At 73.2% G+C, this 14331-nt stretch carries 14 protein-coding genes; 6 read left to right on the top strand and 8 right to left on the bottom strand.

Annotated features, from left to right (window positions below; all coding sequences use genetic code 11):
• The first annotated feature begins 85 nt into the window (after positions 1-85).
• Together QOL88_RS13865 and QOL88_RS13860 are read left to right on the top strand one after the other, a co-directional pair.
• Positions 86-1579 carry a vWA domain-containing protein gene (locus QOL88_RS13865; protein WP_097216726.1) on the top strand — a complete coding sequence of 498 codons (1494 nt, stop codon included), beginning with the start codon at positions 86-88 and terminating at the stop codon, positions 1577-1579.
• A 96-nt stretch (positions 1580-1675) separates the two neighbouring features.
• Positions 1676-3601, top strand: a complete 1926-nt coding sequence (locus QOL88_RS13860; protein WP_097216725.1) for an AMP-dependent synthetase/ligase — start codon at positions 1676-1678, stop codon at positions 3599-3601.
• Between the two features lie 63 nt (positions 3602-3664).
• On the opposite strand, the gene QOL88_RS13855 is transcribed toward QOL88_RS13860, so the two are convergent.
• Positions 3665-4060, bottom strand: coding sequence for a rodlin (locus QOL88_RS13855; protein ID WP_097216724.1), 396 nt, complete (start codon positions 4058-4060; stop codon positions 3665-3667).
• A gap of 244 nt (positions 4061-4304) precedes the next feature.
• Here QOL88_RS13855 and QOL88_RS13850 point away from each other — a divergent pair, with 244 nt between their 5' ends.
• The 3 genes from QOL88_RS13850 (at position 4305) to QOL88_RS13840 (ending at position 5804) form a co-directional block, all read left to right on the top strand.
• Positions 4305-4700 (top strand): rodlin, encoded by a 396-nt coding sequence (locus QOL88_RS13850; protein ID WP_030838260.1) that lies wholly within the window; start codon positions 4305-4307, stop codon positions 4698-4700.
• Positions 4701-4891: 191 nt separating this feature from the next.
• Positions 4892-5119, top strand: coding sequence for a chaplin (locus QOL88_RS13845; protein ID WP_097216723.1), 228 nt, complete (start codon positions 4892-4894; stop codon positions 5117-5119).
• A gap of 106 nt (positions 5120-5225) precedes the next feature.
• Positions 5226-5804: a chaplin gene (locus QOL88_RS13840; RefSeq protein WP_097216722.1), complete on the top strand. Its 579-nt coding sequence runs from the start codon at positions 5226-5228 to the stop codon at positions 5802-5804.
• Between the two features lie 49 nt (positions 5805-5853).
• Here the strand turns inward: QOL88_RS13840 and QOL88_RS13835 are convergent, their stop codons facing one another.
• The gene (locus tag QOL88_RS13835) at positions 5854-6063 is read right to left on the bottom strand and encodes a hypothetical protein (RefSeq protein ID WP_143668857.1); all 210 of its coding nucleotides are present in this window, start codon (positions 6061-6063) and stop codon (positions 5854-5856) included.
• A 173-nt stretch (positions 6064-6236) separates the two neighbouring features.
• Between QOL88_RS13835 and QOL88_RS13830 the strand changes: the two genes are divergently transcribed.
• A complete protein-coding gene (locus tag QOL88_RS13830; RefSeq protein WP_097216720.1) occupies positions 6237-7559 on the top strand; it encodes a glycoside hydrolase family 26 protein in 1323 nt (440 codons plus the stop codon).
• 37 nt (positions 7560-7596) lie between these two features.
• Here the strand turns inward: QOL88_RS13830 and QOL88_RS13825 are convergent, their stop codons facing one another.
• Genes QOL88_RS13825 through QOL88_RS13800 form a run of 6 tightly spaced genes read right to left on the bottom strand, consistent with a single transcriptional unit; the run spans position 7597 to position 14331 of the window.
• Positions 7597-8697, bottom strand: a complete 1101-nt coding sequence (locus tag QOL88_RS13825; RefSeq protein WP_097216719.1) for a GNAT family N-acetyltransferase — start codon at positions 8695-8697, stop codon at positions 7597-7599.
• Positions 8694-9344, bottom strand: a complete 651-nt coding sequence (locus QOL88_RS13820; RefSeq protein ID WP_097216718.1) for a YveK family protein — start codon at positions 9342-9344, stop codon at positions 8694-8696. The genes QOL88_RS13825 and QOL88_RS13820 overlap by 4 nt, the downstream gene beginning before the upstream one ends.
• Positions 9341-10492 (bottom strand): glycosyltransferase, encoded by a 1152-nt coding sequence (locus tag QOL88_RS13815; protein WP_097216717.1) that lies wholly within the window; start codon positions 10490-10492, stop codon positions 9341-9343. The genes QOL88_RS13820 and QOL88_RS13815 overlap by 4 nt, the downstream gene beginning before the upstream one ends.
• Positions 10489-11250: a polysaccharide deacetylase family protein gene (locus QOL88_RS13810; RefSeq protein ID WP_097216716.1), complete on the bottom strand. Its 762-nt coding sequence runs from the start codon at positions 11248-11250 to the stop codon at positions 10489-10491. Before QOL88_RS13810 ends, QOL88_RS13815 begins: the two co-directional genes overlap by 4 nt.
• Positions 11234-12991 carry a murein biosynthesis integral membrane protein MurJ gene (gene murJ / locus QOL88_RS13805; protein ID WP_097216715.1) on the bottom strand — a complete coding sequence of 586 codons (1758 nt, stop codon included), beginning with the start codon at positions 12989-12991 and terminating at the stop codon, positions 11234-11236. Before murJ ends, QOL88_RS13810 begins: the two co-directional genes overlap by 17 nt.
• The gene (locus tag QOL88_RS13800) at positions 12988-14331 is read right to left on the bottom strand and encodes an O-antigen ligase family protein (protein ID WP_097216714.1); all 1344 of its coding nucleotides are present in this window, start codon (positions 14329-14331) and stop codon (positions 12988-12990) included. Before QOL88_RS13800 ends, murJ begins: the two co-directional genes overlap by 4 nt.

Below are 14331 nucleotides of genomic sequence, written 5' to 3'. Positions count from 1 at the left end.
GCAACCCCCCGTACCGCACGTTCCGGCCCCCCGCGCCGTCACAGTCGCAAGAAGCCGACGTCAACGGACGCAGGGGGTACGGACGATGGAGCGATTCCGCACACGAACAGCGCTGCTCGCGCTCACGGCGGCGAGCGGCCTGCTGCTCACGGCGTGCAGCGGGGGCGCCGACACCGGCGAGAGCAGCAAGGCGGCCGACCGCCACGACTACAGCGCGGGCCAGCCCGCCCCCGCCGAAGGCCAGGACGCCGACGAACGGGACGACCGCCGCGAAGACCCCGGCCACCTCTCCACCTTCGCCCTCGACGTCGACACCGCCTCCTACGACTACGCCCGCCGGGCCCTCGCCGACGGCCGGCTGCCCGACCCGTCGACGGTCCGCCCCGAGGAGTTCGTCAACAGCTTCCGCCAGGACTACGACCGCCCGGACGGCGACGGCTTCTCGGTCACCGTGGACGGCGCCCGCACCGACGACGAGGACTGGTCCCTCGTCCGTGTCGGCCTCGCCACCCGCACCACCGAGCGCACCGGCGAACGCCCGCCCGCCGCCCTCACCTTCGTCATCGACGTCTCGGGCTCCATGGCCGAACCGGGCCGCCTCGACCTCGCCCGGAAGTCCCTCTCCGTGATGACGGACCGGCTGCGCGACGACGACTCGGTCGCACTGGTCACCTTCAGCGACGAGGCCGAGACCGTCCTGCCGATGACCCGCCTCGACGGCAACCGCGACGAGATCCAGGACGCCGTCTCCGACCTGGACACCCAGGACTCCACCAACCTCGGCGCCGGTGTCGAGACCGGCTACGAGACGGCCGTCGAGGGCCTGCGCGAGGGCGCCACCAACCGGGTCGTCCTCATCTCCGACGCCCTCGCCAACACCGGCGACACCGACGCGGACAGCATCCTGGAGCGGGTCTCTGGCGAGCGCCGCGAGCACGGCATCACCCTCTTCGGCGTCGGCGTCGGCAGCGACTACGGCGACGCCCTCATGGAGCGGCTCGCCGACAAGGGCGACGGCCACACCGTCTATGTGTCCGACTCCGACGACGCCCGCAAGGTCTTCTCCGAGCAGCTCCCGCGCAACGTCGACCTCACCGCCCGCGACGCCAAGGCCCAGGTCGCCTTCGACCCCGAGACGGTCGAGGAGTTCCACCTCGTCGGCTACGACAACCGCCGCGTCGCCGACGAGGACTTCCGCGACGACCGCGTCGACGGCGGCGAGGTCGGCCCCGGCCACACCGTCACCGCCCTGTACGCCGTCCGCACCGAGCCCGGCGCGAAGGGCCATCTCGCCACCGCCACCGTCCGCTGGCTCGACCCCGAGACCCGCGACCCGCACGAGGAGACCGGCGACCTGGAGACCGACGCCCTCGACGACTCCGTCTGGAGCGCGAGCCGCGGCCTGCGGACCACCGCCACCGCCGCCTACTTCGCCGACGCCCTCGGCGACCACGACCTGCCCGACGCCCCGCGGCTCGACGAACTCGCCGACCACGCCGACGACTTGGCCGACAGCACGGAGAGCGAGGAGATCCGCGGGCTCGCCGAGGCGATCGACACCGCGAACCGCCTGATGTGACCCGCTGCCATTGACCTGAGCTTACTTCTGAGTAAGTTTACTCTGGAGTAAGTAACTACGGCAGCACGTCAGCCTCATCCGCGACCGGGAGCCGTCATGGGCGTACGCAAGGATCTGCAACGGGCGAAGCAGCGCACCGATCTGACGATCCGCACGCAAGCCGAGACCGTCAGGGACGAGCGCGGCGTCGTCCGCGAGGCCCGCGTGGCTCCCCTCGCGCCCCGCCCGACGACCGGCAGCATCGCCGACATCCCGTACACCAACGCGGCCGAGGCCCCGGGCGCCGTGGTCCTGCGCCGCGAACGGCACGGCACCTGGCAGCCCGTCGCGGCGGCGGCCTTCGCCCGCGAAGTCACCGCCGTGGCCAAGGGACTGATAGCCGCCGGCCTCGAACCGGGCGGCCGCGTCGCGGTGATGTCCCGCACCCGCTACGAGTGGACGGTCCTGGACTTCGCGATCTGGTCCGCCGGCGGCCAGACGGTCCCGGTCTACGCCACCTCCTCCGCCGACCAGGTGGAGTGGATCGTCCGCGACTCGGGCGCCCGGTACGTCGTCACGGAGACCGCGGAGAACGCCGACACCGTCCGCACCGGCACGGCCGCCCACCCCGAACCCCCGCGGATCTGGCAGCTCGACGGCGACGCCCTCGACGACCTCACCGCCCTCGGCCGGGACATCACCGACGAGGAGGTCACCAAGCGCCGCACCGCCCTGACCCCCGGCACGACGGCGACCCTCTGCTACACCTCCGGCACCACCGGCCGCCCCAAGGGCTGCGTCCTCACCCACGCCAACCTGCACGCCGAGGCCGCCAACACCGTGGAGCTCCTGCACCCCCTGTTCAAGGAGGTCACCGGCGAGACCGCCTCGACTCTGCTGTTCCTCCCGCTCGCCCACATCCTCGGCCGCACCCTCCAGATCGCCTGCCTGATGGCCCGGATCGAGATCGGCCACTGCCCGAGCATCAAGCCCGACGAACTCCGCCCGGCCCTCCGGGCGTTCCGCCCGACCTTCCTGGTCGGCGTCCCGTACCTCTTCGAGAAGATCCACGACACCGGCCGCGCCACCGCCGAGAAGCTCGGCCGCGGCGCGTCCTTCGAGCGCGCCCACCGCATCGCCGTCCGCTTCGGAGCGGCCCACATGGACAGGTTCCTGGGCAAGGGCCCCGGTCCGGGCCCCGGCCTGCGCGCCGCGTGGGCCCTGTACGACCTGCTGGTCTACCGCCGTATCCGCAAGGAGCTCGGCGGCCGCATGCGCTACGCCATCAGCGGCGGCAGCCCCCTCGACCGCGACCTCAACCTCTTCTTCTACGCGGCCGGCATCCTGATCTACGAGGGCTACGGCCTCACCGAGACGACCGCCGCCGCCACCATCGTCCCGCCCCTGGACCCCCGCCCCGGCACGGTGGGCCTGCCGGTCCCCGGCACCGCCGTCCGCATCGCCGACGACGGCGAGGTCCTCATCCGGGGCGGCATCGTCTTCGGCGCCTACTGGAACAACCCGGACGCGACCGGGGAGGTTCTGGACGACGGCTGGTTCGCCACCGGCGACCTCGGCTCCCTCGACGAGGACGGCTACCTCACCATCACCGGCCGCAAGAAGGACATCCTCGTCACCACCGGCGGCAAGAACGTCTCCCCGGCCGTCCTGGAGGACCGCCTGCGCAGCCGCCCGCCCGTCGGCCAGTGCCTCGTCGTCGGCGACAACCGCCCCTACGTCGCCGCCCTCATCACCCTGGACCCCGAGGCCCTCGCCCACTGGCTCGCGGTCCGCAAACTCCCCGCCGACACCCCGATGTCCGACCTCGTCCGCGACGAACGCCTGCGCGCCCACGTCCAGAAGGCGGTGGACCACGCCAACGAGGCCGTCTCGCGCGCCGAGTCGATCCGCGCCTTCACCCTCGTCGAGGGCGACTTCACCGAGGAGAACGGGCTGCTGACCCCGTCCCTGAAGGTCAAGCGCAAGGCGGCGACGGCCGCCTATGCCGAGCAGATCGAGGCGCTGTACGCGAACAAGCGCTGAACACGGCGAGGGCGGGCCGCCGAGCAATCGCTCGACGACCCGCCCTCTTTCGGCGCTGGTGCGTCACTCGCCGTTCGCCGACAGGACCGACACGTCCTCCAGCAGGTGCGCCAGCGCACCGTCGCGCTTGGCGTTGGTGGAGTTCTCGGCACACTGCTGCTGCTGGTGGTCCGACAGGATCGGGATGTCCTGGATCGGGACACCGATGAGCGCGCCGACGCCGATGGGCAGGTCGTTCACGGCGATGCAGGGCTTGTTGAACGAGCCCTGGATGAGCGCCATCTGGGGGCTCATGTTGCCGTACGTCGAGGAGTTGCCGAAGCTCTGCATCGCCCCGTTGCCGTTCACGGCCGTGGGGCCGCTGTCGTCACCGAGAGCCAGGGCCTGCGGGGCCGCGGCAGCGGAGGCTCCCATGACGGAAGCGGCGATCGCCGCGGTGGCAATAACCTTCTTGATCACTGACCAGTCCTTTCTGAGGAAACCCCGTCCTCCGGAGCGTTCTGGTCAACTGCCCGGGCGGTGCTTGGTTTCTCCCCATCACTCTGTCAGCCCATGCCAGGACAGTTTGTGTGTTCTTCGTTCCCGGTGATTATCAGGGCTTTTCGGCGCTGCGGGCCAACCGGGTGAACACCCGCAACCATTCATCCGGAGCCCGGTTGATGAGGCCGTAGGACATGCGTCGCTACGAGGAAAGGAACGCGAAGTGCTCAAGAAGGCAATGGTCGCCGCGGCAGCCGCCGCTTCTGTCATCGGAATGTCGGTGGCGGCTGCTCCCCAGGCTCTTGCCGTCGGGGACGACTCCGGGCCGTCCGTCGCCAACGGCAACGGCGCCTCGTCGTCGTTCGGCAACTCGGCGACCAAGGGCGACATGAGCCCCCAGCTCTCGCTGGTGGACGGCACGCTCAACAAGCCCTGTCTCGCCGTTCAGGACCTCGACGTCGGCGTCGCCGCCCTCATCGGCGTGGTGGTCCAGGACATCCCCGTCCTGTCGGACCACGTCCAGCAGCAGTGCGCGGACAACTCCACGAACACCAAGCGGGACGGTGCGCTCAACCACATCCTGGAGGACCTGTCGGTCCTGTCGGCGAACGGCGACTGAGCCGTACCAGTACGCAGCCCGGGCGGCCCGCCGAATTCCACGGCGGGCCGCCCGGCCGTACTTTGTCAACTTTTCGTGGGGCAATCGAGTGAATTCCCCCACCCCGTACGTTGTTCAGTTTCTTCGGCTGTCAATTCCTCGTTTGCAGGCTGCAGGTCATGGTGGGCATGACCGCAGAGAAGGGAAAGTTCATGAAGAAGAGCGCTGCTGTCGCCGTGGGCGCGATCATGGCTCTGGGTATGGCCGGGCCGGCCATCGCCGACTCCGGGGCCCAGGGTGCCGCCGTCGGTTCCCCGGGTGTCCTCTCCGGCAACGTGATCCAGATTCCCGTGCACATCCCGATCAACCTGTGCGGCAACACCGTGGACGTCATCGCCGCCCTGAACCCGGCGTTCGGCAACGAGTGCGAGAACGACTGACGCCGTAACGCACGAGCAGCATCGGCTGCGACTCGGCCGGCCCTGGGACAGCACCGTTCGTTCCGGGGCCGGCCTTTCCCACTTCTACCAGCAGGAAGATCACGAGATGCGACAGACCCTGAGCAGGGGAATGGTCGCGGCAGCGGCTGCGACGGGCATCCTGTCCCTGTGCGGCGGCACCGCTCTCGCCGACACCGCGGCCGACGGAGTCACCAAGGACTCGCCGGGCGCCGTGTCCGGCAACACCGTCCAGGCCCCGATCGACGTACCGGTGAACGCCTGCGGCAACACCGTCGACGTGATCGCCGCGCTCAACCCGGCCTTCGGCAACTCCTGCGCCGACGAGGCCGGCAGCCACGGCGGCTACGGGGACGACGACGGCGGTTACGGGGACGACGACACCCCGCCGACCAAGCCTCCGCACACACCCCCGACGAAACCCCCGCACACCCCTCCGACCAAGCCCCCGCACACACCCCCGCCGGGCGGACACCAGTCGACCCCTCCGGCGACGCCCCCGGTCGACCGGCACACCCCCCCGCCGCCCCCCGGTGGCCAGGAGCAGCCGCCCAGTCTCCCCAAGACCGGCGCCGACGCCCTGCTCGGTGCCGCGGGCACGAGTGCCGCGCTGATCGTGGGCGGTGTCGTGCTCTACCGGCGGGGCCGGGCCGCGACCCACCGCTGACACAGCGGGTGCCGGACGCAAGCGCCCGGCACCCGTGAGGCCTGTGGGATCAGCACTGGTCCGGGAAGAAGAACCCGAGCAGCGGGATGCCCAGCAGGGTCAGCCCCAGGCTGTCGTACTCGTCGCACTCCCGGGAGGTCGACTGGTCGGCGGTCTGGGGGAGGAGGTCGGTGTCGGCGGCCGTCGCGGTGCCGCCGAGGACGGCGACACTCAGGGCCAGGCTGGAAAGCACCGTGGCGGTGCGCTTCATGTGAGTCATGAGAATAAATTAGGCATTTCTTAGTAAAAAGCACGTATTTCTGTCAGGCCAGCCGAGTGACACCGGGTCACCGGTGCGGCGGAGCGGACCACTCGAAAGCTCCAGCGAAGGTGGCACCCAGGCGATTCATATGACTGGGTGTCAGTAAGCGGAGAAGAGCGAGAGGGGCTGCCATGGCCACACAGCAGCGACGCGTACGGTCCCGGCGGCTGGCAGTCGTCGCGGCGGCGGTCGCCGCGGCGACTGTGCTGACGTCGGGTCACATGGTCGCCGCGGGCGCGGGTTCGGCGCGATACGCCGAGCCCCCCGGACCGGTACCGGCGGCCACACCGGCGGCACCCGCCGTCCCGGCCGAGCCGCCCGCCCCGGCCGCCGCGGCACCCGGCACGGCATCCGCCGCGCCCTCGGCCTCGGCTTCCGCTCCTCCCGCCGCGGACGTCCCCGCCTTCGGCGCCTACCTCGACTACGGCCCCCGCGGCGTGGCCCGGATGGCACAGCTCAGCACCTGGCTCGGCGGTGCCGAACTGCGCGTCGGCCACACCTATCTGCCGGGCGACCGCTGGAGCAACATCGAGGGCCTGCCCGGCTTCCTCGACGTGTGGGCGAACTGGCGGCGCGAGCGGGCCGACCGGCTGCTCGTCCTCAACGTGCCCCTGATGGAGCGCAACGAGGAGGGCCTCTCCGACTGGGAGGTGCGCCGGCTGTTGCGCCAGGCCGCGGAAGGCCGCTTCGACCACCACTTCCGCAGGCTCGCCGAGCGGCTGGTCGAGCTGGGGGTGCCGGACACGGTCCTCGTGCTCGGCTGGGAGATGAACGGCATCACCTACACCCACCGCTGCGGGCCGGACCCGGAGTCCTGGAAGCAGTACTGGAACAGGATCGTCACCACCATGCGCGCGGTGCCGGGCCAGAAGTTCCGGTTCGACTTCACCCCGAGCCGAGGCCGGGACGCCGTGCCCTGGACGCAGTGCTATCCCGGCGACGACACCGTCGACATCATCGGCATGGACGCCTACGACCAGCCGCGCGGGATGTCGTTCGACGAGCAGGTGACGGAACCCTACGGACTCCAGCACCACGTGGAGTTCGCCAAGGCACACGGCAAGGCCATCTCCTTCCCGGAATGGGGCCTCTTCCGCAACGGAGACAACTCCGAGTACATGAAGCGCATGCTCGCCTGGATGGACGAGCACAAACCGCTGTACCAGACGCTGACGGACTACTGCCCGCACGGCGTGTGGCAGTGCGACGACAACCCCCGGGCCTCCCAGGTCTACCGGTCCTTCCTCTTCGGCCGCGACGACCGGCCGGACCCGGCCCCCACCACCCCCTCCACCCCGGCCCAGACCCCGGCGCCCACCCCCACACCGCAGCCGACCACGCCCACCCCGGAGCATCCGGCGAACTGCTCGCCGCTGAGCCTCGGCGACTGGGTCGAGTACTGGATCGGCGGCAAGCTGTGCCTGCGCCTCGACTGGTGGTCGCGCACGAGGTAGCCGGGACGGAACGTGCGGCCGTCGGCGGCGGACCCGGTCAGGGGCCGCCGCCGCGACCGCGGCTCCGCAGGCGCCGCAGCAGCTCCTTGCCCCGCCTCCGGACGGCCACGTCGCACAGCGCCGCCCCCAGCAGCGGCGCCGTGCGCCGCCGGGCCAGCAGCAGCCGCTGGTTCACCACCACCCGCGGGCGCCAGTGGTGCTTGTAGGGCTCGTTGCCGCGCAGCAGACTCAGCGTGGCGGGCGTGCCGTCCTTGGTGTGGGTCGCGGTCGAGTCGAGCAGCATCGCCGCCACGTCCGCCTTGCGCTCCCGCAGCCCCGGATGCGCGCCGTAGAGATAGCCGCCCGCGAGCAGGGGCGAGAGCAGGGTCACGTCCACCGCCACGACCTCGTCGTCGAGCCGGAACTCGGTGACCACCGCGTCGCCGGCGCGCACCATCGGCCCGACCGACCGCACCAGATGCTCACGGAAGCGTGCCCGCAGGTGCTCCGACGTCACCTTCCGGCCCTGCCACTGCAACCGGTGCAGCTCCAGCAGCCGCAGCAGTGCCGTCTCCACCTCCCCGGGGGAGACGACACGCCGCTGGATGCCGAGCGCGTCCAGCTTGCGCAGCTTGGCGCGCAGCCGCTGGTGGGTCTTCGCCGGGAGCCGGGCGAGCAGCTCGCCCATCGGCCCGGCCGGCAACTCCAGGCACACCGAGTCGTTCACTCGGCTCCGGGGCCCGGACCACTGCTCGTAGACCTGCTCGGCCGCACCGCCCGGCCGTACCTCGCGCAGGTCGATCAGCGCCGCCCGGGCGGCGGCCGCTAGCGCGCCGGTGAGCGCGGCCAGCGCCCCCTCGCCGTGCTCGTCGTCCAGCAGCACGTCCCCGTAGTCGGAGATCGCCCCGCCGAGCGGCACCAGGGCCGGGAGCGGACGCCGTACGCGCATCAGCGGGGCCGCCGCGACGAGGTCGCCGCCGTGCCGCACCAGCACCAGCCGCAGCCGGCCGCGTCCGCCGTACGACTGCCACCACGAGTGCAGCCAGGTGTGGCTCTGGAACGGGGTGGCGGACGCGCACCGCCGGTACAGCCGGTCCCAGTCGGCGGCCAGGCCCGCGAAGGCCCGCTCGTCGGTGACCAGTTCCGCCGTGTAGGTCACAGCTGGCCGTGAGTGCCGGCGGCGACGGCCGGACCGGGCACGGCGGCGGGCCGCCCGGCGCGGTCGGCGGCCCGCCGCGGCCGGACCAGCACCGCCAGACCGCCCAGCAGAGCGCCCGCGCTCGCGCCCACCAGCCCCGTCACCGCCGCCGACGCGGAGGACGGCTCGGTGGGCCGCACCGCCCGGGCGAACTGCTGGAGTTCGACATGGGTGGACTGCTCGGTGTCGCCCGCGTGCCGGGTCAGCGCGCGGGCCACGGCGTTGGCCATGTCGGCTGCCTCGTCCGGGCGGGAGGAGGTGGCCGTGACCGACACCATCGGCGCGTCCGGCGAGGTCGCCGTCCGCACGTTGTCCCGCAGCGTCTGCACGGGCACGCCCGCCCACACCTGGGCGTCGCCGAGCACCGCGAGCTGGGGGGCGACCCGGCCGTACACCTGGGCGAAACCGAGGGCGGTGGCCGTGTCGGACTTCTCCGTCGGCACGGCGACGACATAGCTGGTCGCCGTGTACGCCGGTGTCCTGACCAGGCCGTACGTGCCGCCCAGCAGACCGCCTGCCACGGCCCCGGCCGCGAGCAGGGACCAGGGGGGCAGGGCTCTGGAGCGGGCGGTGACCTGGCGGTGCTGCCTTGCGGGGGTGTCGGTCATGAGGTGCGGGCTTCCTGGAGGGAGGGGGACGGGGGACGGGAGACCGCGGCGGCGTACACGTCCATGAGCCGGGCGGCGCTGCGGGTGATGCAGTAGTGGCGGGCGGCCTCGGGAGCCGTGCGTGGTGCGGGGCCCTGGCGGCGTACCTCCGTCACGGCACGGGCGTAGGCGCCGGGACCGCCGGTGACGCGCCGGGCGGCGGGCGCCGCGGACGGCGGCAGGTCCTCCAGGGCCGGGCAGGAGGCGTAGAGCACCGGCAGGCCGGACGCCAGGGCCTCCACGATCGCCAGGCCGAAGGCCTCCTCGGGGGACGGTGAGGCGAGGACGTCCATCGCGCAGGTCAGCGACGGCAGATCGGGGCCGGGCGTGCCGTCCGGGACGCAGGGGCGCTCACCGGTGAACAGCACCCGGTCGGCGACCCCGGCCGCACGGGCGGTGCGGCGCAGCACGTCCTCCTCCGGTCCACCGCCGACCAGCAGCAGCCAGTGGTCCTCGGGGAGTTGCGCGAGCGCGCGGATCAGCGCGCCGAAGCGCTTGCCCGGGGCGAGGCGGCCCACGGCGCCGATGACGTAGGCGTCGTCCGGCAGGCCGAGCCGGCGGCGGGTGTCGTGGCGGCGGGCCGCGTCGAAGCGGAAGCGGGCCACGTCGATGCCGTTGGGCACGACCTCGATCCGCGGCCCGGGCACGCCCCAGCGCTTCAGCCGCTCGGCGACCGTGGGGGAGACCGCGACCGTCGTACGGCCCAGCCGCTCGCCCGCCAGGTACAGGGCACGCACCCCGGCGTTCAGCGGGCGGCCCTCCATCTGCGAGTCGCCGAGGGAATGCTCGGTGGCCACGACCGCCCGGACGCCCGCGAGGCGCGCGGCGATCCGGCCGTAGAGGCAGGCCCGGTAGAGATGGGTGTGCACGAGCTGGTAGCCGCCCGAGCGGATGACCCGCACCAGGCGGGGCAGCGCGCCCAGGTCCCGGTTGCCCGCCATGCCGAGGTCCAGGACCCGCACCCCGTCGGCGGCCAGTCCGGCGGCCACGGTGCCCGGGTTGGTCAGGGTCACCACGTCGCAGTCGAGGGGCAGATGCCGCAGCAGCAGCCGCAGTTGCTGCTCGGCCCCGCCCACGCCCAGGCCGGTGATGATGTGCAGGGCCTTCACCGCGGCTCCACGACGGGTCGGCGGCGCAACCGGTGCAGCCGGTACTTCAGGAACAGCCGTACGGCGGTGTCGTTCTGGCCGATGTGCACCCGGGGCAGGGCGTGCGGGCCGCCGAGCGGGCCGGGGTCGATGGCGCAGGCGTACGCGTAACCGGCCTCCCGTACGGCGTCGACGGCCCGCTGGTCGAGCGTGCCGTACGGGTAGCAGAAGCCGGCCGGTACGGCGCCCGTCAGCTCCGCGAGCACCGTCCTGCTGCCCTCGGTCTCCGACTTCAGGGTGACGTCGTCCGCCTTGGTCAGGTCGACGTGCGTGAGGCCGTGCGAACCGATCTCGATGCCCTCGGCGGCGGCCTGCCGGACGCCGTCGGCGGTCAGGAGGCGCTTGCGCGGGCCCAGCGGGTCCCAGGCGTTGTCGCCGCCGAGCCGGCCCGGCAGCACGAACAGGGTGGCGCCGCAGTCGTGCCGGCGCAGGACGGGCAGGGCCTCGGAGACGAAGTCGGCGTAGCCGTCGTCGAAGGTCAGCCCGACCAGGCCGCGGCCCTCGCCCCGGGCCCGGGCGGCGAGCAACTCGGTCATGGACACGCCCCGCAGCCCGCGCCGCCGGAACCAGCCCAGCTGCCGGTCCAGCCGCTCGGGCGTGACCGTGATGCGGTAGGGGTCGTCCGTGGGGTCGGCGACGGAGTGGTACATCGGCACGAACAGGGCCGGACCGGGTCTGGTGCGGGTGCCGGTGTCCGGGGAGTCAACGGGAGCGGCCATGAGGGAGCCTTCGTGAGACGGAACGGAGGGATGCCAGCGCGGTGACGCAGCCCTGGTCGCCCAGGGCCCGGCCGAGCAGGAGGAAGACGGCGGCGATGGTGAGCCCGCCGGCGACAAGAGAGGGGACGGGCGTGTCCGCCCGGCCCGCGGCCCAGGCGCCCGCGGGCGTGGCGACGGCCGCCGCGGCCAACGGCCTGGACAGCTCGGCCAGTACGCGCCGGGTGCGGATCGGGATGCTGCGCGGACCCATGCCGGCGAGCAGCAGGGCGGCGGTGACGGTGATGCCGACGGCGTTGGCGGCGGCGATGCCCATGACGCCCCAGGGGCCCACCGCAGACGCGCCGATCCCGGCGGTGACGGCGAGCCCCACGGCCATCGCGCCGAGCGGGTACCAGGTGACGCGCCCCGCCGAGAAGTATGAGCGGATCAGTGCGCCGACCAGGGTGTGCGCGAGCAGCCCGAAGGCGTACACGCGCATCACCCGGACCGTCGAGGCCGTGTCCTCGCCGGTGAACGCGCCGCGCTGGAAGAGCAGTTCGACGATCTGCGGGGCGCAGGCCACGACGACCGACGCACCGGCCAGCACCATGCTCGCGGCCAGGGCCAGGTCCCGCTCCACCCGGTCCCGGGCCCGCTCGGTGTCCCCGTCGGCCAGGGCGCGCGCGACCACCGGGAAGGTGACCGTGCACAGCATCAGCGACAGGGTCATGGGGATCTGGGCGATCTTCTGCGCGTAGTTCAGGTGCGAGATGGCGCCGGAGGGCAGCGTGGAGCCGAGGAACCGCTCGATCAGCACCTGGGACTGCCGGCACAGCGCGAACAGCAGCACGGCGGCGAGCAGCGCGACCCCGACGGGGCGGCCGCCGCTCTCCTCGCCGTCGGCCTCGGCCACCGGTCGCACCCGCAGCAGGCGCCCCAAAACGGGCAGTTGCGCCATGACCATCAGACAGCCGCCGATCGCCACCCCGGCCGCCGCCGCGCGCACGCCCCACCGTGCGCCGAGGGTGAGGACGACGGTGATGATGCCGGCGTTGTAGACGACGTAGATGGCCGCCGGGGCGAGGAACCGGCGGTGGGCGCGCAGGGCCGCGCTGCAGTACCCGGCGAGGCCGAAGGTCAGCACGCAGGTGGAGGTGAGCCGGGTGCAGTCCACGGCGAGCGCCGGGTCGGGCAGGCCCGGGGCCAGGACGCGCACGACCTGCGGGGCGAACGCGGCCAGCAGCGCGGCGGCACCGGCGAAGGCCAGCGCCAGCCGGGGCAGCGTACCGGCGACCAGCGTCCGGACCGGGTCGCCGGGCGCACCCCGCGCCCGCCGGGCCAGGGCCAGGGCGAACGCCGGGATCAGCGCGATGGCCAGCCCGTCCTCGATGAGCAGCGTGGCGGCGAACTCCGGCACGGTCCACGCCACGAGGAACGCGTCCGTCGCACTCCCGGCCCCGAACATCCGCGCCAGCGCCTGATCCCGCACGAGCCCGAGCAGGGCCCCGGCGAAGGAGAGACCAGCGGTGAGGAGGGCGGCCCGGGCGAGGAACCCGCGGGTGACGGGGGCGTCCGCGGGGGAGGGCTGGGGGGCCTCGGACGGTGTGGCCGGCCCGGCGGCCGGAGCCCCGGTGCCGGCCACTGCCGCTGGAACGGCCGGAGGCTCGTGTGCGGCGGCGGCCCGGGGAACGGTCGCCCCGTTCGTGGGCCGGGGGAGCGTCGGTCCGCCGTCCGTGTTCGTGTGTTCCGGTGTCACCGTCATCGGGTCCGTGCCTCCTCCGGCAGATCCCGTGCGGTCGGGCCGGGCCGGTCGTGGCCGGTCGTCGCCGGGCCGGCCGGGGCCGCCAGGCCCCACCACGCCGTCAGCCCGAAGCACATCGCCGTCAGGACGGTGGACGGGCCCCCGATGTCCGCGTAGGCGAAGTCCGTCAGCTGCCAGACCAGCAGGCCGCAGGCGACCAGGCCGCAGTCCAGGCCCGGTGCGCGGGCCCGCCGGGTCCGCCACAGGGCGCGCACCGCGCACAGGAGGAGGGCCAGCCAGCTGCCCACCAGCGCGAGGAGCCCGAGCAGCCCCTGCTCGGCCAGGATCAGCAGATACATGTTGTGCGGGGAGAGCAGCGGCTGCTTGCGGAAGGCCGCGCCCGCGCCCTCCGTGTCGCTGCCCGCCGAGAGGGCCAACGAGGCGTGGGAGTCGCGGTGTTCGGGGAAGCCCTTCAGGCCCACACCGGTCAGCGGGTGCTCGCTCCACATCCCGGTCGCCGCCGCCCACATGGTGTACCGGTCGGTCACCGACTGGTCGGGTGCGTCGGCGACCTGCGTGATGCTGCTGATCCGCTCCTGCAGCATCGCCGTACCGACGCCGAAGCCGCCCACCAGGATCACGCCCGCCGCGGCCACCACGGCCCCGGTCGCGAAGGCCCGCCGCAGCCCGCCCAGGAGGAGCTGCGCCGCGCACGTCACCGCCGTCGCGATCCACGCCCCGCGGCTGAACGACAGGGCGAGCGGCGGCAGCAGCACCAGCACGCAGGCGAGGGCGACGACCCGCTGCCGCACCGGCGCACTGCCCAGTGCCAGCCCCACCGCGCACACCAGCCCGAGAGAGACGACCGTGGCCATCCCCATCACGTCCTGCGCGCCGAACGTGCCCACGGCCCGCACCGGACGCCCCTGGTACGAGGCACCCGTCCCGGTCACGTACTGGTGCACGCCGACCGCCCCCTGCCACACCGCGAGCCCCACGAACGCCCAGGCCAGCAACCGGAAGTCGCCCTGGCCCCGGACCAGCAGCAGCACGGCGGCCGGGACCAGTACGAAGATCTGGAGATAGCGGCCGAGGCCGGCGAGCCCCTCGCCCGGCGACACCGCACCCACGGCGGCGACGGCCACGCCGAGCACCGGAAGTCCCAGCACCACGGCGGCCGTACGGGACAGGGGCCGCCGCCGCTCCCGTACCAGGCGCACCGCGCAGAACAGCACGACCAGCGCGGACACCGCGTCGGCCGGTCCGGCGCCGCCCTCGCCGCCCGGCGCCAGTGGCAGGGCGAGCAGGACCACGACGGCGAGCAGCGCGAGGACGGGCGCCTGGGCCCCGATCCGGGTCAT

The sequence above is a fragment of the Streptomyces sp. Ag82_O1-12 genome, assembly GCF_900182715.1.
Taxonomy (GTDB): Bacteria; Actinomycetota; Actinomycetes; order Streptomycetales; family Streptomycetaceae; genus Streptomyces; species Streptomyces massasporeus.
The sequence above is the reverse complement of the archived record's forward strand: the minus strand, read 5'-3'. Positions and strand labels throughout refer to the sequence as shown.

Coding starts and splice junctions, on each gene's coding strand:
- QOL88_RS13865 (WP_097216726.1), top strand. CDS start 86: ATGGAGCGATTCCGCACACGAACAGCGCTGCTCGCGCTCACGGCGGCG.
- QOL88_RS13860 (WP_097216725.1), top strand. CDS start 1,676: ATGGGCGTACGCAAGGATCTGCAACGGGCGAAGCAGCGCACCGATCTG.
- QOL88_RS13845 (WP_097216723.1), top strand. CDS start 4,892: ATGAAGAAGAGCGCTGCTGTCGCCGTGGGCGCGATCATGGCTCTGGGT.
- QOL88_RS13840 (WP_097216722.1), top strand. CDS start 5,226: ATGCGACAGACCCTGAGCAGGGGAATGGTCGCGGCAGCGGCTGCGACG.
- QOL88_RS13835 (WP_143668857.1), bottom strand. CDS start 6,063: ATGACTCACATGAAGCGCACCGCCACGGTGCTTTCCAGCCTGGCCCTG.
- QOL88_RS13830 (WP_097216720.1), top strand. CDS start 6,237: ATGGCCACACAGCAGCGACGCGTACGGTCCCGGCGGCTGGCAGTCGTC.
- QOL88_RS13820 (WP_097216718.1), bottom strand. CDS start 9,344: ATGACCGACACCCCCGCAAGGCAGCACCGCCAGGTCACCGCCCGCTCC.
- QOL88_RS13810 (WP_097216716.1), bottom strand. CDS start 11,250: ATGGCCGCTCCCGTTGACTCCCCGGACACCGGCACCCGCACCAGACCC.
- murJ (WP_097216715.1), bottom strand. CDS start 12,991: ATGACGGTGACACCGGAACACACGAACACGGACGGCGGACCGACGCTC.
- QOL88_RS13800 (WP_097216714.1), bottom strand. CDS start 14,331: ATGACCCGGATCGGGGCCCAGGCGCCCGTCCTCGCGCTGCTCGCCGTC.